At 60.8% G+C, this 26194-nt stretch carries 27 protein-coding genes, 1 tRNA gene and 3 pseudogenes; 18 read left to right on the top strand and 13 right to left on the bottom strand.

Features of this window, described 5'->3' with window-relative positions; translation table 11 throughout:
- Positions 1-28: 28 nt before the first annotated feature.
- The 4 genes from BDK61_RS09970 to BDK61_RS09955 all read right to left on the bottom strand — a co-directional run bounded on the left by BDK61_RS09970 (position 29) and on the right by BDK61_RS09955 (position 3882).
- Positions 29-1171, bottom strand: coding sequence for a signal peptidase I (locus BDK61_RS09970; protein WP_121303145.1), 1143 nt, complete (start codon positions 1169-1171; stop codon positions 29-31).
- A 239-nt stretch (positions 1172-1410) separates the two neighbouring features.
- Positions 1411-2289 (bottom strand): hypothetical protein, encoded by an 879-nt coding sequence (locus BDK61_RS09965; RefSeq protein WP_148709133.1) that lies wholly within the window; start codon positions 2287-2289, stop codon positions 1411-1413.
- A gap of 252 nt (positions 2290-2541) precedes the next feature.
- On the bottom strand, positions 2542-3105 hold the full coding sequence (locus tag BDK61_RS23015) for a hypothetical protein (protein WP_148709132.1): 564 nt from the start codon (positions 3103-3105) through the stop codon (positions 2542-2544).
- Positions 3106-3138: 33 nt separating this feature from the next.
- On the bottom strand, positions 3139-3882 hold the full coding sequence (locus BDK61_RS09955) for a hypothetical protein (RefSeq protein WP_148709131.1): 744 nt from the start codon (positions 3880-3882) through the stop codon (positions 3139-3141).
- A gap of 471 nt (positions 3883-4353) precedes the next feature.
- On the opposite strand from BDK61_RS09955, the gene BDK61_RS23385 reads away from it, so the two are divergent.
- The 10 genes and pseudogenes from BDK61_RS23385 to BDK61_RS23380 all read left to right on the top strand — a co-directional run bounded on the left by BDK61_RS23385 (position 4354) and on the right by BDK61_RS23380 (position 13013).
- Positions 4354-4515: a hypothetical protein gene (locus tag BDK61_RS23385; RefSeq protein ID WP_167467371.1), complete on the top strand. Its 162-nt coding sequence runs from the start codon at positions 4354-4356 to the stop codon at positions 4513-4515.
- A 182-nt stretch (positions 4516-4697) separates the two neighbouring features.
- Entirely contained in the window at positions 4698-5309 is a 612-nt protein-coding gene (locus BDK61_RS09950; protein ID WP_244209752.1) for a DUF7344 domain-containing protein, read from the top strand.
- On the top strand, positions 5302-5772 hold the full coding sequence (locus BDK61_RS09945) for a hypothetical protein (RefSeq protein ID WP_148709130.1): 471 nt from the start codon (positions 5302-5304) through the stop codon (positions 5770-5772). The genes BDK61_RS09950 and BDK61_RS09945 overlap by 8 nt, the downstream gene beginning before the upstream one ends.
- A 227-nt stretch (positions 5773-5999) precedes the next feature.
- Positions 6000-6112, top strand: a pseudogene (locus BDK61_RS24475) (IS6 family transposase); the annotation flags it as partial.
- Between the two features lie 228 nt (positions 6113-6340).
- Positions 6341-8233 carry an ABC transporter substrate-binding protein gene (locus BDK61_RS09935; protein ID WP_121303140.1) on the top strand — a complete coding sequence of 631 codons (1893 nt, stop codon included), beginning with the start codon at positions 6341-6343 and terminating at the stop codon, positions 8231-8233.
- Positions 8230-9198, top strand: a complete 969-nt coding sequence (locus BDK61_RS09930; RefSeq protein WP_121303139.1) for an ABC transporter permease — start codon at positions 8230-8232, stop codon at positions 9196-9198. Before BDK61_RS09935 ends, BDK61_RS09930 begins: the two co-directional genes overlap by 4 nt.
- Positions 9198-10373 (top strand): ABC transporter permease, encoded by a 1176-nt coding sequence (locus BDK61_RS09925; protein WP_121303138.1) that lies wholly within the window; start codon positions 9198-9200, stop codon positions 10371-10373. Before BDK61_RS09930 ends, BDK61_RS09925 begins: the two co-directional genes overlap by 1 nt.
- On the top strand, positions 10370-11425 hold the full coding sequence (locus BDK61_RS09920; protein ID WP_121303137.1) for an ABC transporter ATP-binding protein: 1056 nt from the start codon (positions 10370-10372) through the stop codon (positions 11423-11425). Before BDK61_RS09925 ends, BDK61_RS09920 begins: the two co-directional genes overlap by 4 nt.
- Positions 11418-12734: an ABC transporter ATP-binding protein gene (locus BDK61_RS09915; RefSeq protein WP_121303136.1), complete on the top strand. Its 1317-nt coding sequence runs from the start codon at positions 11418-11420 to the stop codon at positions 12732-12734. The genes BDK61_RS09920 and BDK61_RS09915 overlap by 8 nt, the downstream gene beginning before the upstream one ends.
- A gap of 141 nt (positions 12735-12875) precedes the next feature.
- A complete protein-coding gene (locus tag BDK61_RS23380; RefSeq protein ID WP_167467344.1) occupies positions 12876-13013 on the top strand; it encodes a hypothetical protein in 138 nt (45 codons plus the stop codon).
- Between the two features lie 35 nt (positions 13014-13048).
- On the opposite strand, the gene BDK61_RS09910 is transcribed toward BDK61_RS23380, so the two are convergent.
- Complete coding sequence (locus BDK61_RS09910; protein ID WP_121303135.1) at positions 13049-13837, bottom strand: M14 family metallopeptidase; 789 nt, start codon at positions 13835-13837, stop codon at positions 13049-13051.
- A gap of 45 nt (positions 13838-13882) precedes the next feature.
- Positions 13883-14365 (bottom strand): DUF309 domain-containing protein, encoded by a 483-nt coding sequence (locus BDK61_RS09905; protein ID WP_004961103.1) that lies wholly within the window; start codon positions 14363-14365, stop codon positions 13883-13885.
- A gap of 199 nt (positions 14366-14564) precedes the next feature.
- Here BDK61_RS09905 and BDK61_RS09900 point away from each other — a divergent pair.
- From BDK61_RS09900 to BDK61_RS23375, 4 genes are all read left to right on the top strand, one after another.
- A tRNA-Leu gene (locus BDK61_RS09900) sits at positions 14565-14648 on the top strand.
- Positions 14649-15017: 369 nt separating this feature from the next.
- The gene (locus BDK61_RS09895) at positions 15018-15659 is read left to right on the top strand and encodes a hypothetical protein (RefSeq protein ID WP_341866874.1); all 642 of its coding nucleotides are present in this window, start codon (positions 15018-15020) and stop codon (positions 15657-15659) included.
- Between the two features lie 100 nt (positions 15660-15759).
- Positions 15760-15816, top strand: coding sequence for a PGF-CTERM sorting domain-containing protein (locus BDK61_RS23825; protein WP_244209832.1), 57 nt, complete (start codon positions 15760-15762; stop codon positions 15814-15816).
- Positions 15817-15976: 160 nt separating this feature from the next.
- Positions 15977-16117 (top strand): hypothetical protein, encoded by a 141-nt coding sequence (locus BDK61_RS23375; protein WP_167467370.1) that lies wholly within the window; start codon positions 15977-15979, stop codon positions 16115-16117.
- A gap of 131 nt (positions 16118-16248) precedes the next feature.
- Here BDK61_RS23375 and BDK61_RS09885 read toward each other — a convergent pair whose 3' ends face one another.
- The 3 genes and pseudogenes from BDK61_RS09885 to BDK61_RS09875 form a co-directional block, all read right to left on the bottom strand.
- Positions 16249-16779: a metal-dependent hydrolase gene (locus BDK61_RS09885; RefSeq protein ID WP_121303924.1), complete on the bottom strand. Its 531-nt coding sequence runs from the start codon at positions 16777-16779 to the stop codon at positions 16249-16251.
- A gap of 97 nt (positions 16780-16876) precedes the next feature.
- Positions 16877-17366 (bottom strand): annotated as a pseudogene (locus BDK61_RS09880) (DUF1616 domain-containing protein); the annotation flags it as partial.
- A gap of 103 nt (positions 17367-17469) precedes the next feature.
- Positions 17470-17847: a hypothetical protein gene (locus BDK61_RS09875; RefSeq protein ID WP_244209750.1), complete on the bottom strand. Its 378-nt coding sequence runs from the start codon at positions 17845-17847 to the stop codon at positions 17470-17472.
- Positions 17848-18138: 291 nt separating this feature from the next.
- Here BDK61_RS09875 and BDK61_RS09870 point away from each other — a divergent pair, with 291 nt between their 5' ends.
- Positions 18139-19050: a zinc metalloprotease gene (locus BDK61_RS09870; RefSeq protein WP_244209749.1), complete on the top strand. Its 912-nt coding sequence runs from the start codon at positions 18139-18141 to the stop codon at positions 19048-19050.
- A 27-nt stretch (positions 19051-19077) separates the two neighbouring features.
- On the opposite strand, the gene BDK61_RS09865 is transcribed toward BDK61_RS09870, so the two are convergent.
- Together BDK61_RS09865 and BDK61_RS09860 are read right to left on the bottom strand one after the other, a co-directional pair.
- Positions 19078-19305 (bottom strand): hypothetical protein, encoded by a 228-nt coding sequence (locus BDK61_RS09865; RefSeq protein WP_244209748.1) that lies wholly within the window; start codon positions 19303-19305, stop codon positions 19078-19080.
- Between the two features lie 81 nt (positions 19306-19386).
- Positions 19387-20645, bottom strand: a pseudogene (locus BDK61_RS09860) (RNA-guided endonuclease InsQ/TnpB family protein).
- 283 nt (positions 20646-20928) lie between these two features.
- Here BDK61_RS09860 and BDK61_RS09855 point away from each other — a divergent pair.
- The 3 genes from BDK61_RS09855 (at position 20929) to BDK61_RS09845 (ending at position 23285) form a co-directional block, all read left to right on the top strand.
- Positions 20929-21129, top strand: a complete 201-nt coding sequence (locus tag BDK61_RS09855; protein WP_004518094.1) for a hypothetical protein — start codon at positions 20929-20931, stop codon at positions 21127-21129.
- A 72-nt stretch (positions 21130-21201) separates the two neighbouring features.
- Complete coding sequence (locus BDK61_RS09850; RefSeq protein WP_007190305.1) at positions 21202-22041, top strand: inositol monophosphatase family protein; 840 nt, start codon at positions 21202-21204, stop codon at positions 22039-22041.
- A gap of 95 nt (positions 22042-22136) precedes the next feature.
- The gene (locus tag BDK61_RS09845) at positions 22137-23285 is read left to right on the top strand and encodes a DUF63 family protein (protein ID WP_004961153.1); all 1149 of its coding nucleotides are present in this window, start codon (positions 22137-22139) and stop codon (positions 23283-23285) included.
- Positions 23286-23300: 15 nt separating this feature from the next.
- Here the strand turns inward: BDK61_RS09845 and BDK61_RS09840 are convergent, their stop codons facing one another.
- Both BDK61_RS09840 and tbsP read right to left on the bottom strand, forming a co-directional pair.
- A complete protein-coding gene (locus tag BDK61_RS09840) occupies positions 23301-25010 on the bottom strand; it encodes a YcaO-like family protein (protein ID WP_121303134.1) in 1710 nt (569 codons plus the stop codon).
- A gap of 31 nt (positions 25011-25041) precedes the next feature.
- A complete protein-coding gene (tbsP, locus tag BDK61_RS09835) occupies positions 25042-25860 on the bottom strand; it encodes a transcriptional regulator TbsP (RefSeq protein ID WP_004961158.1) in 819 nt (272 codons plus the stop codon).
- Between the last annotated feature and the right edge of the window lie 334 nt (positions 25861-26194).

Raw genomic sequence — 26194 nt, 5'->3', positions numbered from 1 at the left:
AACTCATAACTATTTGATAGCATCCTAGTCATATTCGTGACAGTATCCGGTCTAACCGTGACGGCCCGTCGCGCGTCCGTCGACGGATGCGTCCATTATCAACCATGACTACCCAGAGCAGGTAGAACGACCCGCTTAGCAGCCCATCGATGACAACGATGGGCAGCCACGGGTGGACCGCATGGAGCGTTTCGATAGTCGACTGCGGGAGAACGAGCAGGTACCGGTGTTCGACCACGTAGTACCGGTAGTACCCTGTCTCAGGCGGGGCGGTCAGCGTCAACGTCCCGTTGACTGACGAGCGAGCGGGCACGACAGCCTCTCGAGGCTCGATCTCGACACCCTCAGTCACGGGCTCGACGTACCGGACTACTGGGACGAACCCGTCGTTGGGCGTGATATACTGGACGGATTCGCTTGTCCCTTGCTCGATGACCCGGGGGCCGGGCGAGTCGCTCTCGGCGCTGACGACGCCGAACTCCTGTGGCCCCGCTGGCCCTACCATTGCGGCCGTCGCCGACAACACTATCGCCCCGGCGAAGACAGCGACGATGAGTCGGACGTTCGTACCAGTCGATCGCTCGGGCTCCCGTTCCCGTTTCCTGTCGTCGCTCAGCAGTATGTCAGCGACGTACGCGACCACCGAAAGGGCCACCACAAAGTAAGCAAGTCCTTGCGTGCCCAGCAGCGAGCGCGCGCCGACCAAGGCGGCGATCTGTCGCTGTATCTCCTGAAGCGTGGACTGGGTTCCCGTGACGACGGCCCCGACGCCAGGTACGGTTACCACGGTCCCGCCGGGTTGCCAAACGATGGCGACTATCTGTGTCTCCTTGACCGGCGGCTCATCGCCGTCCTGGTCGGTGAACGGATTGGCGTCACCCTTTGTTATGTACCCCCGATCGGTCTCTTCAACGATGCGGTGGGTCGTCAGCCCACCGCCCTGTATCTCTTCGGCGCGGAACGTCACCACGTCGCCCTCTTCAACGGGGCCGGCAAGGGCGGCCGGAATCGCGACGAACCCGTCACCGGTCTCTATTGTCGGCGCCATACTGCCGGAGGTGACGAAGCCGAGCAACACTGGCTGTCCAAGCACTTGCCCGAGTATCATCGAGACGAGGAACACTATCAATGCCGCCTCTAGAACCAGCTCTCCACCCCTCCGTAGGCCCATCGTTGAACTATCAACGTCTCATTTGACAAATAAGTACCGAACTGACACTATCCCCCTGAAGCAGTGCCGCTTCCACGACTGTCATGGCGTAGCTTCCGATGAACCCAAGCGCGTGGCCCAGCAGATGAACGAGGGTTCCAATACGTTGCCGCCGTCGATAGGGGCAGCGGGAACTTCGCAGCGGGGAGGCCAGAAACAGCACCGTTGCGGCGACGCTAAGTTCGAAATGGTCCCAACAATTAACTGTACCAGCGATACACCGCGAGGCTACTGGGGAGGGCAATCATGATCGCAGTGATTGTCAGCAGCGCGCCGAGCCCGATACCTCCGAGGTCGGATGGCCCGTCACTGTCGTCTGGCGGTGGTCCGCCACCGCTGTCCGGCGGCGCTCCGCCTCCGGGCTCAACCGTCTCAGTCGGCGCCGGGGTCCTGTCGGCCTCGCCCTGTCCGACGGACGGCGACGCCTCTTCATCAGTCTCGGTCGACGGATCTGGCGTAGGCGTCTCGATTCGGGTGTCGTCCTCGCCATCGCCGGCATCATCAGTGTCACTGTCGGCATCGGCACTGGCATCGTCGTCGTCGTCACCATCGTCATTGTCACCGGCATCATCGGTGTCGTCGTCGTCATCGTCGCCGGTTCCCGATTCCTCGGCGTGGACGGTGAACGTATCTGCGCTTTCGACATCGTGGTCGCCACGCGTGTCCACCAGTAAGCCGACCGCAAGGGACTCACTCGGTTCAAGTGTGACACTATTGTCTTCCCCTTCGAGCGAGTCGTCGGTATCGTCGCCGCGGTAGAACCGCACGTCTTCGCTGTCGTCGGTCAGCCAGACCTCGGCGGCCCCGTCGCCGGTGTAGGTGATCGTGAACACCCTCGATAGCGGCGTAATGGCGTTCGCGTCAAGGCCGTCACCGTCGACCGATGGATTCGCGCCAGTCAGGAGCAGCTCGATTTCCTCGTCCTCGTTCAGGATAGCGTATTCGCCATTGGGCCCCTCGGCGGGCGCCATGACCAGGTCCTCGTTCACCGCGTCGGTTCCGAACGGCACCGCGCCGGTCGGAACGAGCAGCACGGCTGTGACGAGGGCAATCACGACGAGGGGTGCCGTCCTGTTCATCAGTATCGCCGCGGCCAAGCCGCTCGTTACCTTCGGTAGCCGCTGTATAGGTATTGTATTCCGGTGTTTGAACTGTGGTCAAAGAGCGTCTTCACCACCGAAGCAGCGGAACCCGGGAGTGATCACGTTTCTATGTTGGAAATCGTCGATCTATTCATCATGAATTAGTTCTCCCTCGGAACCGAGATTCACCGGCGGAGTCGAAGCGTAAGTATACCGGATGGGTGTGATATTGATGGCGCCCCACCTCTGTCAGACTGAGTTAGCAATAATTGTCAATGTCTCATTCAAACTATCTGGCTCCACTCCGGACGTATCTATTTTGACTCCGAGCCGAATATTGGAACCGACCGCTAACTCTGGAGGATCATCGCTTAAGGGGGTTCTATTCACATCTGACACATCGTATAATTCAATATCTACACTGTTATCCGGATCCTCCTTGGTGTAAATTTTTATTGGATTTGCACTCCGGTTAGTGAGTTGTATAAGTCCATTGACCCCATTTATTCCTTCTTCAGCATCTTTATCAAAGTAATATACTGAGTCTGTACCAAGACCGAGGTCTGGGTCGCCTCCTGTTCTTGAACTGGTTTCACTAAGTGAAGGGAAATAGAGTTCGAGCGTGTTATTATCGATCGTGCTTCTCCCTCCCGAACCCAGTTCATCAATACCAAGATATGCTTCCATATCACCAGCTACGCTGACCGTAACCGAACGACCGGCTGCGGTGCTTGAGAAGGCTCCAGAACCCATTAGAGCTCCACTAGATCCCGTCATCGTACCCAAAACAAGGAGTAATTCTCTTCTTTTCATTATTTGAAATTAAGTGTGGAGCCGGGGATCCGTTTAGCTCTGGAGATCCTGCGCGAATTCTTTCGAGTATCCGTTTAGCACAATCTCGCCACCGACATCAGTAATCTCACTTGGATCTGGTGCCTGAGGATTTCCGTCAGCACTGGCTTTCGTGTTGATTTGGAAGTTAATACTCAGATTATCACCGGATTCAAGAACTGCTGGATGCTTTCCTGCTCGATTAAAAATGCCCTGTGGACCAGCCGAAACGTTTGTGGGTGCAAGAACTCCGTTATCATCAAGCCCATATTCGAACTCATTACCTAAGTCATCACTTCCATTGGGATCGTATGCTGCGGGTTGATCCTCACGAGCGAATGACCAGAAGAACCGCCAGTCTTGATTCAGCTTCGTACCGCTGAGTTGCTGTATGAAGTCAGCATCATATCCGTTGTTCACATCGGGGGCATTCTTAGCACCATCGTCTAGCCACAATGCGATTTTGTTTCCGCTGTTATTTTGAATTTCGAATAAATCATTAAACTTAATGAATGCGTTCGTATTCAGACCTTCGCCAGAAACTTCGCTACCATCGAAGTCCAACACCAGTTCCCCTCCCTCAGTGTACGCGTGAGGACTGTCGCCAGGAACTATACTTAAGTAAGCATTCTGATCTCCTGCCACAGAAACGGAAACCGATCGTCCTGCAGCAGTTGAGCTAAACGCACCAGTACCCATTGCAGCGGCCGAGCCGGCCGCGAGCGATCCTGCGCCGATGAGGAACTTTCGTCGGTTCATAGTTGTCTCAACGCACGCCTTCCCACCCCCCATTGCACCGCAGGTGGGTCGAACGTGCTACTTGAGTCCATCACCCCTAGGGGCATTGTAGTAATCTCTTTGACACCCCCGAATAGGCCCTTTGAAGCCCAGTATACACTGTTTAACCGATCAGTCGCCGCGAACCAGTAGCGCCTTGAAACTTCAAACAGTCGCCGTAGCACTGCTCACTGGCGTATCGCACTGTTTGATTACTTGAAATATACCCGGGAAAAGCGTAGAGCACGGACTTGACCATCTTCCTTGCCACCGTTGTGGAGCGTAATTTTCGAACCTGAGAGTCTGAGTGCGTCGGGCTACAGAGTGGTTTTCGGTATTAGGAGGCTTTTGAATCAGATATTACACTGATTGATACAGATTCAATCAGCTATTGCATCTCTTCAACAACCAGGATACGAAGTGGAGACAACTCTGATACTACTTCTATATCCGATGCAAGAGCCACCACACATCGACGACTCTTCGCCAACTGCGGTGGAGACACTGCTGCAAACGGCGCTTGAAGCCACTGATGACGACCAGGCGAAATACCATCTCCGTGAAGCGTACCAGAAGTGTATCGTGGGCGAAGACGAGCCATCAGAACCGCGGTAACGGGTCAGCTAATATCGGGCCAGAGCCAAGAATCGGAGTTCTCTCGAAACATAGGCTGTTCTATTCTTATTACAGACTTACCAACTTTTACATGCAAAACGCTTATCACATTATAACCTGATTGTTCATGTTACGAACCGATCACTGACTATTGCTGCTGCGGTCGCCAGGGGGTGGACATCATGAGTAAGGCAGAAGCCGGGGCGGCAGAATCCCCACAGATCGACGAACAGACGCTCCAAGACGACGAGCCACAGACGCTCTCGCGGGACGAGATGTTCGAGATGTTGAGCAACCGACGCCGGCGCTACATTCTCCACTATCTCCACGACACCGAGGGGCCGGCGACGCTCTCCGACCTCGCCGAACAGATCGCCGCTTGGGAGAACGACACGCGGATTCAAAACATCTCGGCGAGCGAGCGCAAGACCGTCTACACGTCGCTACAGCAGTTCCACCTGCCGAAGATGGACAAGACAGGTGCCGTCGAGTTCGACCAGCGGGCCGGTGAGGTGACCATCACCGATGCCGCCCAAGAGCTCGACGTGTATCTGGAGGTCGTCGACCGCTACGACATCCCGTGGAGTTTCTACTACATCGGCTTCAGCGCTATCGGGACGATTCTGGTGACGCTGTCCTGGCTCGGCGTGGCGCCGTTTGCCGTGATTCCGGACATGGGCTGGACGGTGTTCCTCCTCGCGGCGTTGCTGGTCTCGTCGGCATCACACTATCTCCTCACGCGCCGCATGCGTGTGGGCGCAGGCGAGGCACCACCGGAGGTGGAGAATGCGTAAAGTGTTCGTAGCCCTGTGCGTACTGGTGGCCAGCGCTGGCCTGGGGATGGGCAGTGGGGGATTCAGTTCGGTGGATGCGGACAGAGCCGTGACCGTCGATGTGGTCGGCGACGAGAGCGCGTACATGTCGCTGGATTATTCCAATGAAACGGTCGATCCCACTGACGGGACAAAGGAAGTCGAGTTCGTCACCGTCGCCAATCATTTTGCTGAAGTCGTGGATTTCAGAATATATTTCACTGTCACTGGTGGGCTGACGGCAGATTCCAGTAGCAATCCAATCATAGAAAAAAACGTAGGTGTAGGTGAAAATATTGACGGGACGGTCACGCTGGAGTGTGACTCCTCCGATAGTACGTATTCGACTGCGATCATCGACTTCAACGTGGTAGCAGACGGCGACGGCGTCTGGGCAGAGACGACGGCGAAGCGGACAGTAGAGTACGAGGCTGATTGTGAGTAAGCGGCTGAGGATGGCACGAATCAAGCAACGGACGACGAGGACTGAGATGCTGTCCACGAATGAGACGATTGCGTTTCGCTATGAAAGCTTTACTCGCCTCCGAAACGTCGCGGGGTATGACCGTCTACACCACCCAGACCTGCGACGCGCTGGACGACTACCTTGCTATGAGCCACCGCGCCCTCGTTATGCTCCGGACCGTTAGCCGTACTATTGAAGCCCGGGGCGACGAGAATCAAATCGAGTTTGACAGTAAGTGGTTGTACGCCGCTATCGACACCAAATTAAAGCCGCTGCTCGAAGCTGACGTGTTCAACCCCGTGGGACTGACCCTGCGGCGTTAGCAAGAGAACGCGGAGGAATCCCACCACGGGGTATCACACCAGCAACTCTGGTTGGCGCAGGCGGGACCACTTGGACCAGTCCAAGAGGGGAGATGGATACAGAAGCAGCGATAAGATTCGATTTTTGAAATAAATGTGTTATGTATTCTAAGATATTGATGAAAATACGTCGTCCACGAAAATAGCAGTGATACTTATTCATACTGAACACATCATGATAGTTAATGTCACCCGAGGATCAGTACCAGGGTGGGCTTTACCGACCGAACAGGCGAGACTTGTTGCACGTGCTCGGCGTCGGCGGGGCCACAGCACTCGCGGGGTGTGATGGGTTTCTCGGCGGGAACGCGGAACAGACTGACCGTGACGACGACAGTGACAGCGGCGGCACAGCCGCGGCGGACGCAACGGAGACTGCGCGCTCGCGGACCGTCTCGGGTGAGTATACGTCGGTCGCCGGGTCGGACGCGAACTCGCTGAACTGGCTGTACACCAACGACACGACCTCCGGAGCGTACGTCGACCTCACGCTGGACAGCGCCTGGGCAATCGACAACGACCAGAACGTCTTCCCGCTGTGGGCAGAACCGTCGACGGAGGACGGACAGACCTACCGGATCACGCTCAGGGACAACCTCCAGTGGGGCGGTGGCTACGGGCAGATGACCGCCGAGGACTGGGTGTACATGATCACGAACGTCTTTCAGGGCGAAGACAACTGGGCGGGGTACACGAACGCCGGAGACTGGTTTCGGCAGGGCGAGCCGATCCCAGTCGAGCAGGTGGATACCCGCACCTTTGAGATCAGGCTCCCGGAGGTCGACCCGACGTTTCCGCTCAAACCGATCATGTGGGGGCAGTCGTGTCTCCCGAAGGGCATTCTGGAACAGTACGTCCCGGACAGGGACGCGGAGGGACTCCGGCAGGACGAGGAGATCAACACGCTCCAGTACACCGGCAATCTGGGCCCGTACACGTACGAGGAGTGGGAACGCGAGTCCCAGTACGTCACCGTGCGAAACGACGACTACTATCTCCGCGAGGTTGAGGACCTGGGCGAGGAGTGGGACGACGTCCCGTATTTCGAATCGTACACGGTCCAGGTAATTCCCGAAGAGTCCTCGCGGCTCAACGCCCTCAGGAACGGGGAGGTGACGATTGCCGGCATCCCGCCGCGAAACGCACAGGAGTTCCAAGACAACGGAGACATCGACGTCTACGTGCAGCCACAGCCGTTCGTCCAGGCGCTAAAATACAATATGCGTGCGAACGGATGGGAACTGTTCCGGGAGATTCCGGTGCGGCAGGCGTTCGTCTGTGCTGTCGACAAGACGACGCTCGCGGAGAACCTCTATCGGGGCTTCGCGGAACCGGCGTACACGATGCAACCGCGGTTCTCCAAGTGGTACGTCGAGGAGGGAATTCAGGAGTACACGTTCGGGACCGGTGACCTCCAGGGCTCGGGACCGGCCAGAACGCGGATGGAGCGAGGCATCGAGGGGACACAGTACGAGTACGACGGGGAGACGCTACTCAATCCAGACGGCGACCCCGTGACGCTCTCGCTGTATGCCAGTTCGGCCAGCAACACGAACCAGACCCTGGCGGAACTGGTCGGCCAGCAGATCGAGTCCAATCTGGGGATCAGTATCCAGATCGAGACGATCCCCGGAAACACGTTTCAGCAACAGTACGCGTCGAACTCGCCGCCGGAAGGCGAAGACGTCCCCTGGAGCTCCGGCACGTTCAACGGCGGGCCGCGAGACGTCTCCGTCAGTCAGGAGCCGTGGGACATGTCGGTCGTGCTGGGGTTCAATACGTACCCGAGAACGCCGAGTTCGAGCGCGACGTTCTTCCGGGAGCGAGGGAACGCCAACTACGCGGGCTACGTCCCGGAATCGAACATTCCGGAACTGTACGCGGAGGCGTCCCGAACCGTCGACGAGGCCGAGCGTCAGGAGCTGTTCGCGCAGGTGTTCCAGCAGATCGCCCGGGAGCAGCCGTTCGGATTCCTGCTGATGGAGTCCGACATCACCGGCGCACAGGACCACCTCGTCGGGCCGAGCGATACCTTCGCCAGTGGATGGGACTACCAGCGGTACTACTTCGATAGATGAGGTGGTACGTCGTCCGCCGGTTGCTCTGGGCCGTCGTCGCGACGTTCATCATCCTCTCGATCACCTGGGCGCTGTTGCTCCTAACCCAGGAACAGGCGCTCGCTTCGATTCAGTTCCAGGCGGCCGTCTCCGGCGGTGACGCGGAAGCCGCACGGGAAGCATACGAACAGCGGCGGGGGCTGGACCGGCCGCTGTGGCGACAGTACGTCGACTACATGACGAACATGGCGACGTTCAACTGGGGGTACAGCACCTCTCGCGGCCAGCCGGTGACCGCGGCCATCATGGACGCACTGCCGTACACGGTCATGTACTCGGTGCCCTGGACGGTGCTGACCGTCGTGTTCGGACTGTCAGTCGGACTGTATTCGGCGACCCACCAGTACTCGAAGTTCGACTACGCGGCGACGTTCGTCGCGTTTTTCGGCTACGCCATCCCGAACTTCTGGTTCGGAATCATCCTGCTCGTCATCTTCGGCGTCCACCTCGACCTCGTCCCCATCGTGTTCGACCCCGACGTCCCCGTGTTCAGCCTGGCCAACGTCAAACAGCTCATCCTGCCGGTGTTCGTCCTGACCACTGGCTCGATTGCCAGTCTCGCGCGCTACTCCCGGGCGGAGGCGCTGGAGTACGTCCAGGCGACGTTCACGAAGACGGCGAAGGCCAAAGGAGCCTCGGAGCGACGGATACTGCTCAGACACGTGCTCCGGCCGGCCGCTGTCCCGCTGTCGACGATTCTCGTCGCCGACCTGCTCGGCCTGTTCATCGCCAGTTCGTATCTCGTCGAGGTGGTGTTTGGCATCCCCGGCTTGGGTCAGTTGAGCTTCCGTGCGATCCAGAACCAGGACACGCCGCTCGTGCTCGCAACGACGCTGATCGGCGTGTTCATCGCTATCATCGGGAATCTCCTCCAGGACATCGCGTACACCGTCCTCGACCCCCGAATCGACTACGGTGATCGCTAATGAGTTCGGATACGCCCCGCCGTCAGTTCGAGGACATCGACTGGGACGCCGACCGGGGCGTCGGGCTCACCCGGCAGACGACCGGCTTCCTCGCGTCGCTCCTCGTGCTCGCGACCCTGTTCGTCTACGACTATCTCCGTCAGTCACCCCTCTTCGAACCGAACCCCGTGCTGCGCGACGGCTGGGACATCACGCAGCTTGACTGGCTGTTCACGCTGTCGCTGTTGCTGTTTTGCTTCTACGTCATCGCCCCGCTGTGGACCAATCGGCGGATGGCTGCCCATTACTGGTGCGAGTTCCGGAAGAACCGCGCCGCCGTCGTCAGCCTCGGCTATCTGGTGATCCTCTTTACCCTCGGACTGTTCGGACCGCTGCTCGTCGGGAAACCGTCGGTCGAACTGATACAGGGCTATCAGCCACCGGTCGGCGTGGCCGTCGACAACTCGGTTCCGTTACAGTGCGCCGGTCGGGTGGCGAACAGGCAGTGCTACGGGAGCTGGGCGTTCCCTCTCGGGACGACCGGTGAGGGCAAGGACATCCTCGCACTGGTCGTTCTGGGGATGCGGGTCTCCATCCGAATCGGCCTGATCACGTCGTTTCTCATCATCAGCATCGGCGCGACCGTCGGGACCGTGGCCGCCTATCTCGGCGGTCTGGCTGACGAGGTGCTGATGCGGTACGTCGACATTCAGCAAGTGTTCCCCTCGTTCCTGCTGTACATACTTCTCATCTATCTCTTCGGCGGGAGCCTGCTCATGTTCATTCTCGTGTTCGGGCTGCTCAGCTGGGGCGGCACCGCCCGATTGGTCCGGAGCGCAGCGCTCCAGCGGTCCGAAGACGAGTACGTCGCGGTCGCTCGCTGTGCCGGCGCGGACGCGACACACGTCATCCGACGCCACATCCTCCCGAACGTCTCGGGAACGGTCATCACCAACCTGACGCTGCTGATTCCGGGACTCATCCTGTTCGAGGCCGGCCTGGCGTTTCTCTCGCTCGGCGACCCGACGATTCCGTCCTGGGGGCAGACCATCGCAGCCGGGCGGTCCGACCTCGGATCGGCGTGGTGGGTTTCGACGGTCCCCGGCGTCTTCCTCTTTTTTACCATTCTAGCGTTCAATTTCGTGGGCGATGCGCTGCGGGACGCCCTCGACCCGCGCTCGGAGGGTAACACATGAGCGACCAGCGCCAGGTTGCGACGAGAACCTCAGGTAGTGCCCCGCTCCTGTCCGTCCGGGACCTCACCGTCGAGTTCGAGACCGACACCGGGCGGCTCCGGGCCGTCGACGGCGTCTCCTTCGACGTTGACCGGGGCGAGACGGTGTGTATCGTCGGCGAGAGCGGGAGCGGCAAGACGGTGACGGCAGAAACGCTAACCCGACTGATTCCGATGCCGCCCGGCCGAATCGTCGACGGGTCGGTCACGTTCGATGGGCGCGACCTGGTGTCGCTCTCGAAGCGGCAGTTGCGGGCGGTCCGGGGGAACCGCATCGCACACGTGTTCCAGAACCCACAGGACGCCCTCAACCACTGTTACACGGTCGGGTGGCAGGTGCGCGAAGCGATCCAGCTACACGAGGATATCGGGAAAGCCGAGGCCAAAGAGCGCGCGGTGACGCTGCTCGACCAGGTCGACATTCCCGACGCGTCGAGCCATTACGACGCCTACCCACACGAACTGTCCGGCGGGATGAAACAGCGGGTCGCCGTCGCGATGGCGCTCGCGGCGAATCCCGACCTCCTGATCGCCGACGAACCGACGACGGCGCTGGACGTGACCATCCAGGCTCAGCTGCTGGACCTCCTCCAGCGGCTCCAGTCGGAGTTCGGGATGTCGATTCTGCTCATCACACACGACCTGGGGGTCGTCGCCGAGGTGGCCGACCGGGTCGTCGTGCTGTACGCAGGGGCTGTAATGGAACGCGGGAGCGTCTACGACGTGTTCGAGTCACCGGCCCACCCGTACACGCGAGCCCTCTTCGACTGTCTCCCCGGGCGAGGCACGGATATAGACACGATTCCCGGGAGGCTCCCCGACCTCCACGACGTGTCGGCGGGCTGTCGGTTCGCCGACCGCTGTGCGTACGCCCGGGACGCCTGTTTCACCGGTGACCAGCCGCCCCTGCACGACCTCGGCGTCGGACAGGCGGCGTCCTGTATCCACTACGGCCCGAACGGCGATCCGGACGTGTTACAGAACGGGCACGCGGGTGAGCGCACCGATGAATGAGCCCCCGCTGCTGGAAGTCGAGGGCCTTTGCAAACACTTCCCGATTACAGAGGGTATTCTCGACAGAGAGGTCGGCCGGGTCAAAGCCGTCGACGGCATCGACCTGACGGTCGAGCGCGGGGAGACAGTCGGTATCGTCGGCGAATCCGGCTGTGGGAAATCGACCGCCGCCAGGGCGCTGTTGCGGTTAGTCGAACCGACCGCCGGATCGATTCGGTTCGACGGGCAGGAGGTAACGGCGTTCGACGATAATGAACTCAAGGCCTTCCGGCGGAACGCACAGATGATCTTTCAGGACCCGAGCGCCAGTTTCGATCCGCGGATGTCCATCGGGGATTCGGTCGCTGAACCGCTCGTCATCCACGGCGTGACGGACCGAGAGCGACGCCGCGAAGTGGTGTCGGACCTGCTGGAACGGGTGGGCCTCTCCGCGGATGATATCGACAGATACCCCCACGAGTTCTCCGGGGGGCAGAAACAGCGAATCGCCCTGGCCAGGGCGCTCGTGTTGAACCCGGACCTGCTGATCGCCGACGAACCGACGAGTGCACTTGATGTCTCGGTCCAGTCTGACATCCTCTCGCTGCTCCGGGACCTGCAGTCGGCGTTCGACCTCAGCGTCATCGTCATCAGCCACGACATGAGCGTGATCCGGGAAATCTGTGACCGGATCGCGGTGATGTACCTCGGCGAGATCGTCGAGAGTGCGCCGACCGAGCGGTTGTTCGACGCACCGTCACACCCCTACACGGAAGTGCTCGTCTCGTCGATACCGACACTCGACCCACGAGCGCGGGGCGACCGGATTACGCTCTCCGGTGACGTGCCGTCGGCGGCGGACCCACCGAGTGGCTGTCGGTTCCACACGCGGTGTCCGAAGGTCATCCCGCCCGATACATACGATTTCGAGCAGTCCATCTGGCGGGCAGTACTCGATTTCAGACAGCGACTTGACGAAGAGGGAATCGACCACGAGCCAGTCCGGGAGTTCGTCGCTGCCGAGACCGGCATCGCAGTTGAGGAGGTCACAGACCGCCAGACTCGACAGGCGATCCGCGATGAATTCGACATGCCAGAGACGCTTGGCGATAGCCGGGCTGACAGGGTTGTGAAAGAGGCACTCGACCTCGTTCTCGACGGCGAGGTCGACCGCGCACACGAACGACTCGTCGAAACGTTCCCGACAGTGTGTGCTCGCGAAAAACCGCGAACAGTAGCTATCGCGGACGGTCACCGCGCTGCCTGTCATCTAGCCGACACCGATGGCCAGTGCCAGTCTAGGGAGGATTCGGCCACACCGGAGGACTGACCTGTCCGGACTAGAACGCTGTCATCCGTCGCACGATACCCCCGTTAGAACGCCCGATGCTGGCGGAGGGGCTACCGTACCGCTTCGACCGTGGGTCGCCTATTCAGCAGTCGTGACGGAGAGTCGAAACGAGCGGGCAAGGTGCTAGTACGTATCCACCACTGCGAGTTAGCCGACTCGGCAACCCCGTCCGATTTCCGCGACGCAGTCGCGGCGGCGGTCGACCCGGACAAGACTGAATACACTTCCTACGAAACTGTCGCCGAGAGCGGTGACTGACCTGAGAGTCCCTCAGGGCCGGACCGAACGCCGTCTCATTCGAGTACGCCGATCCGATCCGCGGTGAAGCCGAACACGTCCTCGTAGCCGTAGGCTGAGAGCAAGACCGGGTGGAAGGGTTCCTCCGCGACGACGGTTTCGTCGTCGGCCGCTGCCACAGGGTCGCCCTCGGGGACCGGCTCGAAGTTCTGGACGAACACTTCGTACTGGTCGGCTGCTGCCTTCGGAATCGGCTCACCGAGCTGGAACACTGGCAGTGCCGTCTCCCGTTGTGGCGGTGACGCAGCGGTAACACCGGTTGCGGCGAGGAACTCCCGGATGACCTGCGCTGCGTTCTCGGCGGCTTCCGCGGAGCCCTGATAACCGCACTCGACTTCGAGCACGGAGTCCACTGTCGCGATCATTCGTCCCTTGTTTGCGCCTTTCGTCTGTACGACGGCGTCCACGGAAAGCAAACTGCAGAGGGTTTCCATCTCCGGCGTGAGCTCGTCGACGAGGGCGAACATCCCGTCGTAGGACTGCGTCGAGTGTAGCGAAAGCACGGTACAGTCACGGAGTTCAGACGTAATCGCCGCAGCTAACCGTGTCTCGCGGGACTCACTGTTAGCGTCACCGGGAAACGAGCGGTTGAGGTCCGTATCGAGATACCGCTTGTCCGCTTCGAGAGCGGCCTCGTTCGCGATGATGAACTTGACCGGTCGCTCGACCTCCGGCGGGTCGGCAAGGACGGCTTCGATGCCGTCCCGGCCGCACGGTTCGTCGCCGTGGATGCTCCCCACGACGGCCACCTCTGGAACCCCGTCTCCCAGTTGCTCGATTCGCATCTACCCGTGATAACGCGTCCAGCCTTTAGAATTGTCCGGATTCAGTCAGTGTTCGAGCGACTCCGCGAATTCGATGTCTTCTGGTCGGCACGTCGGGTACTCGCCGTCGAGACGGATCTGCCAGCCGTGCAGCGCCGACGGGTCCGACAGTGCGTTCGTTACTGTCGTCCGCACATCTAGCAGGTCGACGCCGTAGTAGTCGTTGGGGACGCCACGGAAATACTGCAGTGACGTGCGAAACAGCGACCGCATCCCGTCGTCGTCCTCGAAGTCGAAGTGCTTGTACGCGCCGGCGGCGACTTGCACCATCCCGTGGAGGAACTTGCTCTCCGTGTTCCCACGGCCGTAATTGTACCATTCGTCCTCGAAACAGTCGTGTGATTCGTGGAATTCGCCGGAGTTGTACAGGCGGACGCCGTGGACCACGGCCCGTCTGAGCGTCTCGTGTTCCCACTGGCCGTCGGTTCGCCACCCCGATGGGTTCCCGTCAGGGGCCTCGACGGTCGGGTCGCGCGTGTGGTCGTCCATGCCTACGCTACTGGTTCACGGTGGGTCAAACCACCGGTTCTGTCAGCTATGATCGCCACTGAAACCCAGACACCATCTGAGCGCACGACAGCAGTCCGATCTGGTGTCGTTTGTTCAGTTGCTGTGAGCCCGGCTGGCCCTGAGTCGCTTCCGTACGACATTTATACCGCACTACCATGTATCTGAATGCACTACGCGTGCGAGGGTAGCCAAGCCAGGAAACGGCGGCGGACTCAAGATCCGCTCCCGTAGGGGTCCAAGGGTTCAAATCCCTTCCCTCGCATCGTATAGGGGCCGCACACCGCGGCGCCGAAAGATGCACGCGGAAGAGGCGAACGATGCACGGCGGTTCCCCGTCGTCGCACAGTTCGCTCCCTTCCATCGCACTGTTGGACCGACGCGGTCCCTCGCACACGGCGAGCGGCCATCGTCTATTGCCGGCGAATGGCCGGCCGGTGCCGGAAGACTCGCACGGAGCGGTCTTCCCTCGCAATTCTCACATGCAACGTATGAGAGAGAAGCCAGTCCGTCGTCTATGGCGCATCCCCCCTCGTGTCTCACATACGAACAACCAGCAGGGGCGATGCGAGTATGCGAGGGCAATGTTTCGATTGACAGGAACGTGACTGTCTTTGGTATCAAACAGGCTAACATGCAGGACAACACCCCGACCGGGAACTCATTCAATCCCGGTGACAATGCCACTCTGAACGTCAACATGGAAATCGAGGACGAGAACGCCATGCACGCGGTGGTTTCGGTGCGACAGGGCGAACTCCAGCGCCAGTTGAGTACGGTGACGGTGTCCGGCGAACTGAACGAGAGCTTCAGCCAGGACCAGGTTTCCGTCGAGAACTCTTTCGACAACGTCAGCGGCGTCGCAACGGTCAGCGACAGCAGAATCGCAGGCATCGACCTCTCTACGGACCAGTCGATACCCGCAATTGGACTACAGGGGCTGTTCGGCGTGGTCGCCTCCCAGGCCGAGTCGGACGTTGGTGGTGATGTCGTCCACGCCTCCGCAACGGTCGTCAGTGACAGTGCAGACGCCAACGTGACGGTCCAGACGCTTGACTCCTGGCCGAATGACGAGTATCAGTACGTCCACGTCGCAGTCGGTAACGAGTCCGACGGAATCGTCTCCAGTGCCGGCACGGTCACGCTGTCACGGTCGGACGAAACCGACTCCAGCGATGACGGGACTGACAGCGGCGACGGTGGCGAAGACGACGGGGCGACGATAGCAACAGTAGTGACGCGGCCGAAACCGACGACGGTGACCAGACCAAAGTAGGCACGACTGCCGGTAGTGGTGCCCAGCAACCCGACGACGTGGGGCGACCGACACGCCGGACTCGGTCGAAACCACGAGTTCGAGCGGCCCCGGGTTCACCGTGCTCGTCGCGGTGCCAGCACTGCTAGGTGCCGGACTCCTGGCGCGGCGGGACTGAGTCATGGGCCGGCGGGTCCGACACGGCTTCGCCGCGAGTTCCGTCCCGCATCGCTATCCGGCCGCCCGATGCTGTCGGACGGAACCGGCCGCGGTCGAAATGTTGCTGAGACGCATAATTTTATTATATGTTACAAGTGAATATATGCGTAAGGTACATAATGGGGGACTACGCAAAACGATCACGCGCGTCGAAGCTCAAGTGCATCACGTGCAACTCACCTGTTGTGGTCACAGTTGACGAGGAGTACGTCTGTGTCGAGTGCGGCGAAACGCCGATTGAATCCGCGACCCAGGCATGAGGCCGTCGGGAGCCCCGGTCCGTGGCTCCCGAGTGTTCCAGGGCACGGTATCGCCGGCCGGTAGACGCGGCGGGACTCTCGTTGGCCCGTCGTCGTTTTTCGAGCAGCGAGCCTCCGCCGATGGGTTGCTGCTATCGTATTTCAGCCGCCATCGGTTCGCGACGCCGGTACATCGTTACGGCGCCGTAACTGACGGCCAGTCCGAAGACGACGAGCGGGATGGCGAGCGAGAGCAGGCTGTCGGGAGCGTGGGCCGCGAACGACGGCGACCTGTCGGGGTTCGCCGCCAGCAGCGGCCAGAACAGGTTCGGGAAGAAGTAGTAGTCCGTCCCGAGGCGCAGCATCGGGTAAAAATCGCCGGCGATGTGCGAGAGGTAGCCAGCCGAAAACACTACCGCGTACCGCCCGTAGCCACGACGGGTGGCGAGCAGTACGAGCACGGTGAGCACGGGCAGCGAGACGACCAGCGAGTGTGCCAGCATCCGCCCGCTGGGGAGGACGGCGAACGTCCACGCCAGCGGCTTGTCGATTACGTCCGGGAGCTGCGTCGCGACGAGCAATAGGAACACCGCCAGTCCGGACGGGAGCCGACGCCACCGAGCGACCGTATACGCCGTCAGCGGGACCGCTGCGAGGAGGAAGTGGCCTGCGGGGTACACTATTGTATCAATGGACTGGAAAGAGAAAAGTAATTCGCCAGGTGGAACACGTAACGAGAGGGAGTGGGACAATCCGTTTTGGACTCGGTGCCAACGCAGGTCAGCCGGTCACGTTCACCCAGAGGTGGACTTCCCGGTGCGCGGTCGACTGGTCGGGTGTCTCGGGCGGCAAGCCGCGATACAGTAGGTACTGGAGCCTGAGCCGCTCCCATGGCATCTCCGGCGTCACCTCGTGCTGGCGGTGCCAGGTCTCGTTGTGGCCGAGCGTCGGCCGGAAGCGCCGCAGTTCCCGCCGTTCCTGCACCCGCGTCTCGTTTCCAACGCGTTCGACGCGCTGTAACTCGGCGACGTCGGTGTACTACGCGGAACCGCTCGTCGGCGGGCAGTGCCCAGCGGCGAACGGCTGCGACGCCGGTCAACACGAGCGTCAGGCTGCTGAGCGAGACGAGAATCGGGAGCAGGCGGATGCCCCACGGCGTGAAGTTCAACACCAACTCGATGAGAGGGACGAGCGCGATGCTAAGTCCGAACGAAAGCGCGACCCGTTCGATGCCGTCGATCCCCTCGGCTTCGGGGTCCGTGACGGCCTCGCCGGTGTCGCTGCTCCCGAGCGGCGACCGTACGCGGACGCCCGACGAGTCGGCCGAGATGCAGCGGCACGGTGACGACTGAGTCGCGCTGCTAAACGAGTCGTCAGCCTCCAGCAAGAAACGATTGCATCGACCCGCCGAGGGTTATCACTGGAGTCCGGCCCGTCTCAATCCGCGTCGCCAGCGGGAGCGTCGCTTCGACGGACAGCGGGAGGTGCCCGTTGGGGGAATCGACCGCTGCCTCGAGCGTGTACGTCGTCTCGACCCCGGTCCGTATCCGGGACCGGTCGAGCGACTGACTGACGGTGAGTTCGTCGCTTAGCCGGGAGACAGCGCGGACGAACGCGACCTGCATCGTGAGCAGCCAGCCTGCGAGCCCGACGGCCCCGGCGACTAACAGGGGTGCACCGAGTACCCCACCGCCCCGGAGGAGGCAACCGATAGCGGCGAGCGCGAGCCAGAACCGCCGGGTGACACGCATTAGCTTCAGGTGCTGGTCCGAGGCCATTGAAGATACCGACGGCCACGGCTGGAGCAGTCCGACGTAGGTCCACAAAAAATATCGAAATCGATATTGATATCTGGAGGATTGCTTACTTAACGTCTAGCCGGCAATTCCGAAATAAGAATGTTGAGGCCGTCTGATTTATGCCGGCTGCTGCCGTCCGGTCTCGGTGCTACTTTAGGTATTGATATCGATATTAATTCCAATACCGCCGACAGGTCCGCCGGAGCCCACCGCCTCACGGGCACCTCGGGTCGTCGTCTGCCGGTGTTTCGCGTCGGGGCCGTCCTGTTCGTCGCGGTGCTTCTCGCTGCCGCCGTGTTTCCCGTCACCGGCACGTCACCGGAGGTGGCGACTGGCGGCGGGGCCGACAACCCGACCGTACAGCAAGTCGACGCGAACACCACGGATAAGGACGGGGACGGCCTGGCGGACTCGCTAGAGCGGTCCGTATACAACACTGACCCGACCGACCCGGACACGGACGGAGACGGCTACCCGGACGGCGTGGAGGTCCGCTGTGAGGGGGTCGTTCCGGACGCGGACCCGCTTCGAACGGACATCTACGTCGAAGTCGATTCCACGCAGGCGGCGACGCTCAGCGACCCGGTCCGGGCGTCTATCGTCGAGACCTTCGAGGACGCGCCCGTCTCGAATCCCGACGGCTCCACCGGTATCGACATCCACCTCGTCGCGGACGACACCGACCTCCCGGTCAACGGGACGGTGTACTCGAAGCACCGTGCGGGGGCCGCCAACGACATCTACGATTTTCGGGCCAACCACTCGGAGTACCGCTCCGAGGGCTACTACTATGTCTTGGTCACTGACGACATCGCTTACAACGGGGACAACTACTTCGTCGGCGCGGGACGGCCCGAAATCGCGGCGATAGAGCGGTTCAACTCGACGACTATCACCGCGTCACTGTTCATGCACGAGTTCGGGCATGCGCTGGGGCTTGACGCCCACCAGGACGGCATCGACGAGGAGCGTTACTCCAGAACAGAGTACGATAGCGTAATGAACTACAACGGGCTGTACAGACAGCTCACGTATTCGAACGGCACCGACAGCGTGGGCCGTAACGAATGGCAGTTCATTGCCGAAAACCGAACGCGACCTGATGTTCAGTGCGTCGAGAACGGAACGTGTCCTAGCAGGTGCACGGGTACTTGATCAGTCGGCTAACACGAAAGCCAGCGGTTAGCTGTTGTCTGCCAGCATGCTCATGAATAACGACCCGAACACTGTCTGTAGTCCGAGCACCACAACTGTGGAGGCCAGAAGGGTCGCTGTGGCCGACGGCAACGCCTCCTCGCCGGCGAGAAGCCACTGTCCGAACATGACCGCAAGATACAGAATACAGACTGCGGCCGCGATGATAACTGTGATGGCCTTACTGAACCGAAGCGCGCCACATACCGAGGCCATACGTGTGCGTTTCTGGATTGACCTCCTCACCCGCCTGAAGGCGGGGTGAATCCCGAGCGTTGGGATATTAGGGTTTGCACGTCACTCAGCGGTTGCTCGCGGTTGGAATCCGCGAGTCCGGCTGAACTGAATGACGCGTGGCTGGGCCAAACAGCCGTTACCGCTATCCCCTAACGGGGGAGTCACGGGTAGCGTTTTCTGTCTGATGTTATCGGCTCCGTTCACGTCGCCATGTGCGACAACGCCACAGCGGCCGCATTTCCACAGTCCACGTTCAACACGGCTGTCATCATCCTCGTGCCCGCACACGCTGCACGTCGAGGACGTGCCACGTTCGTCGGGCATTTCCACCTCGATGCCACGTTCACGGGCTTTGTAGTCGATGAGGTTCATCAATCGCTTGTACGCCCAGTTGTCGAGGCGTTTGTTGCCGTGTCTGCCCCAGTCGTCTTCATCGACACCACTTGGGTCGCCCACAACAATAGTGCCAACGTCGTGGTCAACACACCGCTCAACAATGTCCTTCGACAGGGCGTGAAGGAAGTGGTCTTTACGCCGCGACAGCTTTTCACGCGCCCACTGTGCTTTCTGACTGGGGCCGTGCGGGCCTTCTGTCTGGTACTCTTCTTGTTGGAAGTAGTGCTTGTCTTCGCGCAACGTGTCGCCTGGATACAGCAGGGCGTCGTCAGGGAACGCGACAGCGGCGGGATTACAGATGCCAAGGTCAACGCCTGCCGTCTTCTCACCGGGTGACTCTGCGGTAATTTCCGTCTCACAGACGACGTGCAACTCCCATCGACGCTTCGCACTGTTGTAGACAGCACGAACCTGCTGGATGTTCTCCAAGTTAACTGCTGGTGGTGTCTGGTACTCGCAAAGGATGAAATCACGTCCGTCTTTGTGGTTTTCCCTTTGCTCAGGCGGATTCTGTCGTGTTTTGTGTCGTGGCGAATGCCTTTTTTCTTCCACGTTACCGTTGAGCGGGGATGTTCTTCGTGGACTCTGTTGCCGTCGCTGTCGTAGTAGTTGGTTTTGCGGTAGCCCGGTGGGTTGTCCCGGTCGTCGTCGGAACCAAACCACGAACTGAACGCTTCGGAAAGCTCTTCGAGAACTTTCTGGCTGGACTGGCTGTGCAGTCCCTTGTATTTTGGATGGGTTTTCAGCTCGCGTTTGAGTTCCTTTTCGTCGGGTATTTCGCGGGTTTCGTCCCACTGTTGTCGGGCGTACTAGAGTGCAACGTTCCAGAGTTTGCTGGCCGACCAGCCGTGTCTGTCCAGCACACCAGCCACTTGTGAGTGGTTGGTGATGCGACAGACATAGGTGCGGCGTGTTGTCGGCATCCGTTATGTATTGTTATGAGTCGCTAATTTTTAAAAACTTCGGAATATCCAGCAATAGTGTAGCCGGTGGATTGTTTCCCATCGTGTCGGCTTCATCACCCGCCTGTTCGTCGCTTGGTTCCGACAGTCGTCGGAACACTCCCTCCTCACGGGAAGGCGGGTGTATTCGCCTCGAATCTTTATAAGTACAAGCCGTTGGAGCTTGATCATTAACATTTGTAATTGGATAGATTCTGTGATCTCGGGCCGTAGATTTAAATCGTTTCGTATGCTACACTGTATCATGGCCACAGATCAGTCCGAGGGGGCCAGCCTGCACGTGCCACCACTGGAGAATACGGCGTTTTTCTCCATTGAGGACGATGACGGCTACGTCCGTATTGAACAGTCGCTGGGGAATCAGGTCCTGTACACGCCCAATGAGGCACGGGACATTGCCGAAGCCATTCTCGATGCCGTTGACGAGGCTGTCGAAGAGGAGTAACCCATCGCCGACCGTCGGTCCTGTTTTGCTGGAAGGCGAGATGGTTTGAACACGGGCGGTCCAGCATCAGATATGACAGATGCAAGCCACCGGGCGGCGGTTGCCGAGCGAGCGGCCCGCGCTGGCGGTGTCGTTGCCCGCGAGCAGTTCCGGGGCGACCTCAGTGTCGATTCGAAGGCCAACAAGAACGACCTCGTTACGGAGACAGACCGCGACGCCCAGCGGCAGGTCGTCGCCACGATTCGAGCAGAGTTCCCTGACGACCGATTTCTCTGTGAGGAAGACCTTTCGACGCGGGCCGGGCCCGAGGCTGACCGCGAGCCTGAAGCGGTCGATAGCGTCCCCGACAGTGGTTCCCTGTGGGTCATCGACCCGATCGACGGGACGGCGAACTATGTCCGTGGGATGCGCTTGTGGGGGACGGCCGTCAGCGCAATTGTCGACGGTGAGCCGGTCGCATCAGTGACCTATCTGCCCTCGTACGGTGACCTCTACGCCGCCGGCCCGGAGAGCGGTACGCGAGGCGGGACCGAACTCGCGGTAAGCGGACGAACCGACCCGGAGACCTTTGCCGTGGCTCCTGTTGGCTGGTGGGACCGCGATGACCGAGATGAGTTTGGTCGGTTGTGCAGCGCTGTCGGCGACCGCTTCGGCGACATCCGTCGCCTGGGTTCGTTCCAGGCAACGCTGGCACACGTCGCCGACGGGGCGCTTGAGGGGCTCGTTTGCACGCGCCCGATGGCACCCTGGGATACGCTCGCCGGCGTCCATATGGTCCGACAGGCTGGTGGCATGGTCACTGACCTCGACGGTGAGCCATGGACCCACGACAGCGATTCCGTCGTTGCCTCCAACGGTGAGGCACACGAGGCCTTTGTGGCGGCCGGCAACGAAGCGCTCAGACAGAACTGAACACACTTGCCCCGCGCAGTTCAGTGCCGCGCGAAATTCCGCGCCACGCACACGGGACCGGAACGCTAAAACCGCCTGCCACCGGTCACTCGGCCATGGATACGCTCGAGCGAGCCGTTGATGAGTACGGGCCCGGCCAGCTCTGGGTGGGCTCTTTTGTTGCAGTCCTTCTCGTCGCGGTCGGCGCTGTTACGGCCGCTCCACAGGCTGTCTGGGACCGGTTCCTCTGGCAGTACTTCTGGGGGCCAGTGTACGCGGACGCCAAGTCGGCTAGCTGTGCCGAAATGACTGCGTCCGGCCCACAACCGCTGTACGATGGCTGTACGGCGGCCATTCAGGAGGGGCGGCTCATCGCCGAACCGGGATACACTATCGTCTCCGAAATCGGCTATATGCTGATTCTAGTGTACATGCTCGTCGGCGTCTACTTCCTTCTGGAGCGACTGGACATCGCCGAAGACCCGAAGCTCTACTTCGCGTTCGTGCCGTTCATGCTGCTTGGCGGTGCGTTGCGGACCGTCGAAGACGCAACCGACCGCGCAGTCGATGCCGGAGTGTCACCGATCGTCGAGTACCCGCTCAGTTCGCTCATCATCAGTCCCGTGATTTACGGCACGGTATTTCTGCTGACCCTGCTCGTCCTCGTCGTCTGCGTGGACCTCGAACAGCGTGGGGTCGTCGACAGCTACTACCGGACGACCGGCGCTATCGGCGGGGCCTTTGTCGCCGTGACGCTTCTGTATCTCACGTTTGTCGCCCTCACCCGCGAGTACGCCACGCTGTACCCGTCAGTCCTCATCACGACTGTCGCACTCGCGTCGGCACTGGCGTACGGACTGTACCGCCTGTTTGAGTCCTACCGCCCGGTACTGAACGACGGAACTGGCTATATCGGCCTGCTGGTCATCTGGGGCCACGCAATCGACGGTGTTGCGAACGTTCTGCTGGCCGACTGGCTCGACGCACTCAATGTCCCGCTAACGTACTATCCGAAACACCCGGCCAACGAGTTCATCATTACGGCTACCGAGGCACTCCAGCCGGCCGGTCTCTCGGCTGCTATCGGCACATCCTGGCCGTTCTTAGTTGTCAAGCTTGCCGTCGCCTCGCTGGTCGTCTCGTTGTTCAACCAGGAGTTCATCGACGACAGCCCACGGTACGCACTGCTGTTGCTCATCGCCGTTACCGCCGTCGGCCTCGGGCCGGGCTCGCGGGATATGCTGCGGGCGACGTTCGGTATCTGACAGCCACTGGTCCGCTTAGGGGAACGGGTGGTGATCCCGGTCAAGTCGCGGTTCGAAGCCCAAATCGGCCGGCACGGTTTCGGCCCGCTCGCCGAAGAACGACTCACCGAAGAACAGCGGCTGTGCCGACGGACAAACGACTCGAACCGCCTCGAACCTGAGCTGTTCGAGGTCGCGCGTCGTCAACCGCGTCCCGTACGGAGCGAGCCCCGCGTCGGCCGCCCGGTCACACAATGTCTCTAGCTCTGCCTCGCCAGAGAGGTCCGCATCAGGGCCAAGCGAGTCCAGCGGGACTGCCGTCTCCGCAGCCGTCAGGTCGGCCGCCTCACCGGGCGACTTGGCGTAGCGCCCGATAGCACCCTGTGCATCCATGGCCGCCTCGGGACCCATACTATCGAGTTCCATCCAGTTCTGGAGCGCCTCCTCCAGCGCGCCGACGGCGGCCGCACCTGGGTTCAGATCCGCGTCGGTCCCGAGCGCGAAGCGCGGCCACTCGTCCTGTGCCAGTGCGACAGTGATGACTGGCACGTCCACGTCCTGTGTCAGTAACAGCGCCGTCACGTCGAGGCCCTCAGATGTGGCGCGCCGCCGGAGCGTTTCGCACTGCTCGTGCTCATCGATGGCAACGCGGAGCGGGTCGAACGTCGAGTACCACGACAGCATCGCGGCGTCACGCTCGAGGACCTCGTACAGCCCGGTCAGCAAGGCCTCCGTGACGGTGTTGCCCAGCCCAAGCCCGGTCGTCGTTGCCGGTCTGACAGCGTTCGAGGGCGGCGGATAGTGGACGGTTTCGGCGGGCAGCGACCGCTGCTCGTCGGTCAGCAGATTCTCGGCAGGAACCCAGGGGAGCGCATGCGATTCGTCCCACTCGGCCTCGTCTCTGACGAACGTATCGGGTGTGACGGCAGCCGGTACATCGGCGACTGTTCCGTGCTGTAGATTCCCTTCTCGGTAGACGCCGGCCGCGTACCGCTCGTAGTTCTCGCCCAGCGCTTTCATGAATGCTGTGTCCCAGTCGATGGCAACACCGGCGGCCTTGGCGGCGGCCGACACGTCGCTGAATCCGGCGGTATCGGCGAGCGTCGACAGGTAGTACGGAGCCGGGAACGATTCGACCTCACCGACCTCCGTGGCGATACCGACCCGGTCGTCGAGGCCCAGTTCCGCCCGCGATAGCGCCTCGCTGTCGGGGGCCGTCTGCCGACCGTCGCCGAGGGAATGGCCCTGTGTCCCGCCACAGTCACAGCCCGGGACAGGCAGGAACCGCCGCTGGGTGTGCGGGAGTTCCGTGACAGTTCCAAGGAGGGCAGCGTCGCCGTCGAGAAACTGGGTCACCAGTCGACCGGCCAGCGCTCCCGCGAATCGTTGCGTGGCTGCTGCCGGGGCTCCTGTGACTTCCTCGGTGTCATCGACTGTAGCCTCGACCCGAGTCCGTAAACAGTCGAAACAGCCCGTCTCCGGTCCGAATCCGCTGACAGCGGCGTCAGTAACCGGGACGCTACCGACGCCGCCCAGTTCGACGGCGACCCACGGAATGGCATCGTCTTTCGCCCGGTTGTTCCACGCCGCAAACCGCTCCGAACCGACGGTATCGACGACGATGGCGAGGTCGCCACTGCTGTCCGCTGGTGTCGACGGCTGTGCTACTGAAACGTCGATATCAGCGAGAAACGCGGCAAGTGCATCAACAGCCGGTCCACGCCCGACGACTTCGACAGTTCGCATGCCGAAGCCCTCGTGGTGAAGGGAGAAAAACCTACGCGGCGAGGATAGATTGGGCGACGGAGGCCAGTTCGTCCGGGTCGGCGTCTTTGAGCCGGTCGTCACCGAGCATCAGGCGGAGTCGCGGGCGACCCACGTCAATCGGGACCTTCTCGGTGTCGATGAGGTTCATATCTTCGAGTTTCGTCTTCGTCCGCGAGAACGTCGCCTTGCTCGCCAGCCCGACATCCTCGCCCCACTTGCTGATGTCGTACAGGAGTTCGCCGTTTCGGGCAGCCACGAGCAGACTGATGGTGACCTCATCAAGCCCGTCACCATCGCCGCGGGCCGTCGACAGCGAGCTGAGAACGTCGTTGAAGTCCGACGCGGTTTCCGGGCCGATATCGGATTCAAGCGTGCTCTGGACGCGGTTGAGCGGCGGCGTCCGGAGTGAGTACTCGTCGGCGTCCGTCCAAGCTGAGTCGTGGTAGTCGTAGGCGTTGTCCACGAACGCTGCGTCGTCGGTCCCGAGACCGCCGACCGTATCACTGATCGTGACGAGCGCGTACACTGTGTCAACAGTTACCGCGACCGAGTGGTTCGGCACGTCGTCGAGCAGTCGCATCGTGAGCCGCCCCTCATCGATGAGGTCGGCCGCGGTGCTCGCAACGAGGAAGTCGTCCATGACGTCTTTCAGTGCCCGCTCGTCGGCCAGCAGCCGAACTTCCGGAGCGCCCGAATCTGCGTCTAGCGTCGATACAAGCTCAGAAATGGTCTGCCGCGACGGGTTCACGACGTACACCGGCTCGTCGGTTGCCCCAAACACCGTGGTCAGCATGGACCCGATGTCGTCTTGCAGGAGATTTTCGGTCATTGTCCCTTGCCAGTATATAGTGTACTGCTATATTTAATTTTACCGGCCATACTGTGTTGATTTCGCCAACAATCCGACAACACCCACTAGCGAACAGCGATAAAATATTGGTCAATTATCCTAAGCAGAAGCCGTTCGACCCACGGACTGAACCACCAATGCCGCTCGGTGACGCCGCGTAAATTCGGCCGAATCAGTGGCTGGTATCACTGTTTCCTTCCCGCCAGAAGTTACGACCCGGGTATCGTCTCAAATCTGACCTCCAGTACGAAAGGTTCCCGGAAGATGTCGCATCGCCGCAACGACTCGGTCGGTCGGTTCGGAAACAGACGGC

This window comes from Haloarcula quadrata (assembly GCF_003634715.1).
In the GTDB taxonomy this organism is placed as follows: Archaea; Halobacteriota; Halobacteria; order Halobacteriales; family Haloarculaceae; genus Haloarcula; species Haloarcula marismortui.
The sequence above is the reverse complement of the archived record's forward strand: the minus strand, read 5'-3'. Positions and strand labels throughout refer to the sequence as shown.

What these genes read in the sequence shown, in the direction of transcription:
- BDK61_RS23015 (WP_148709132.1), bottom strand. Translation starts at nt 3,105, where the DNA reads ATGAAAAGAAGAGAATTACTCCTTGTTTTGGGTACGATGACGGGATCT.
- BDK61_RS09930 (WP_121303139.1), top strand. Translation starts at nt 8,230, where the DNA reads ATGAGGTGGTACGTCGTCCGCCGGTTGCTCTGGGCCGTCGTCGCGACG.
- tbsP (WP_004961158.1), bottom strand. Translation starts at nt 25,860, where the DNA reads ATGACCGAAAATCTCCTGCAAGACGACATCGGGTCCATGCTGACCACG.
- BDK61_RS09925 (WP_121303138.1), top strand. Translation starts at nt 9,198, where the DNA reads ATGAGTTCGGATACGCCCCGCCGTCAGTTCGAGGACATCGACTGGGAC.
- BDK61_RS09875 (WP_244209750.1), bottom strand. Translation starts at nt 17,847, where the DNA reads ATGCGTGTCACCCGGCGGTTCTGGCTCGCGCTCGCCGCTATCGGTTGC.
- BDK61_RS09905 (WP_004961103.1), bottom strand. Translation starts at nt 14,365, where the DNA reads ATGGACGACCACACGCGCGACCCGACCGTCGAGGCCCCTGACGGGAAC.
- BDK61_RS09920 (WP_121303137.1), top strand. Translation starts at nt 10,370, where the DNA reads ATGAGCGACCAGCGCCAGGTTGCGACGAGAACCTCAGGTAGTGCCCCG.
- BDK61_RS09910 (WP_121303135.1), bottom strand. Translation starts at nt 13,837, where the DNA reads ATGCGAATCGAGCAACTGGGAGACGGGGTTCCAGAGGTGGCCGTCGTG.
- BDK61_RS09915 (WP_121303136.1), top strand. Translation starts at nt 11,418, where the DNA reads ATGAATGAGCCCCCGCTGCTGGAAGTCGAGGGCCTTTGCAAACACTTC.
- BDK61_RS09845 (WP_004961153.1), top strand. Translation starts at nt 22,137, where the DNA reads ATGGATACGCTCGAGCGAGCCGTTGATGAGTACGGGCCCGGCCAGCTC.
- BDK61_RS23385 (WP_167467371.1), top strand. Translation starts at nt 4,354, where the DNA reads ATGCAAGAGCCACCACACATCGACGACTCTTCGCCAACTGCGGTGGAG.
- BDK61_RS09840 (WP_121303134.1), bottom strand. Translation starts at nt 25,010, where the DNA reads ATGCGAACTGTCGAAGTCGTCGGGCGTGGACCGGCTGTTGATGCACTT.
- BDK61_RS09850 (WP_007190305.1), top strand. Translation starts at nt 21,202, where the DNA reads ATGACAGATGCAAGCCACCGGGCGGCGGTTGCCGAGCGAGCGGCCCGC.
- BDK61_RS09935 (WP_121303140.1), top strand. Translation starts at nt 6,341, where the DNA reads ATGTCACCCGAGGATCAGTACCAGGGTGGGCTTTACCGACCGAACAGG.
- BDK61_RS09855 (WP_004518094.1), top strand. Translation starts at nt 20,929, where the DNA reads ATGGCCACAGATCAGTCCGAGGGGGCCAGCCTGCACGTGCCACCACTG.
- BDK61_RS09970 (WP_121303145.1), bottom strand. Translation starts at nt 1,171, where the DNA reads ATGGGCCTACGGAGGGGTGGAGAGCTGGTTCTAGAGGCGGCATTGATA.
- BDK61_RS09950 (WP_244209752.1), top strand. Translation starts at nt 4,698, where the DNA reads ATGAGTAAGGCAGAAGCCGGGGCGGCAGAATCCCCACAGATCGACGAA.
- BDK61_RS09965 (WP_148709133.1), bottom strand. Translation starts at nt 2,289, where the DNA reads ATGAACAGGACGGCACCCCTCGTCGTGATTGCCCTCGTCACAGCCGTG.
- BDK61_RS09945 (WP_148709130.1), top strand. Translation starts at nt 5,302, where the DNA reads ATGCGTAAAGTGTTCGTAGCCCTGTGCGTACTGGTGGCCAGCGCTGGC.
- BDK61_RS09865 (WP_244209748.1), bottom strand. Translation starts at nt 19,305, where the DNA reads ATGGCCTCGGTATGTGGCGCGCTTCGGTTCAGTAAGGCCATCACAGTT.
- BDK61_RS23375 (WP_167467370.1), top strand. Translation starts at nt 15,977, where the DNA reads ATGGGGGACTACGCAAAACGATCACGCGCGTCGAAGCTCAAGTGCATC.
- BDK61_RS09955 (WP_148709131.1), bottom strand. Translation starts at nt 3,882, where the DNA reads ATGAACCGACGAAAGTTCCTCATCGGCGCAGGATCGCTCGCGGCCGGC.
- BDK61_RS09895 (WP_341866874.1), top strand. Translation starts at nt 15,018, where the DNA reads ATGCAGGACAACACCCCGACCGGGAACTCATTCAATCCCGGTGACAAT.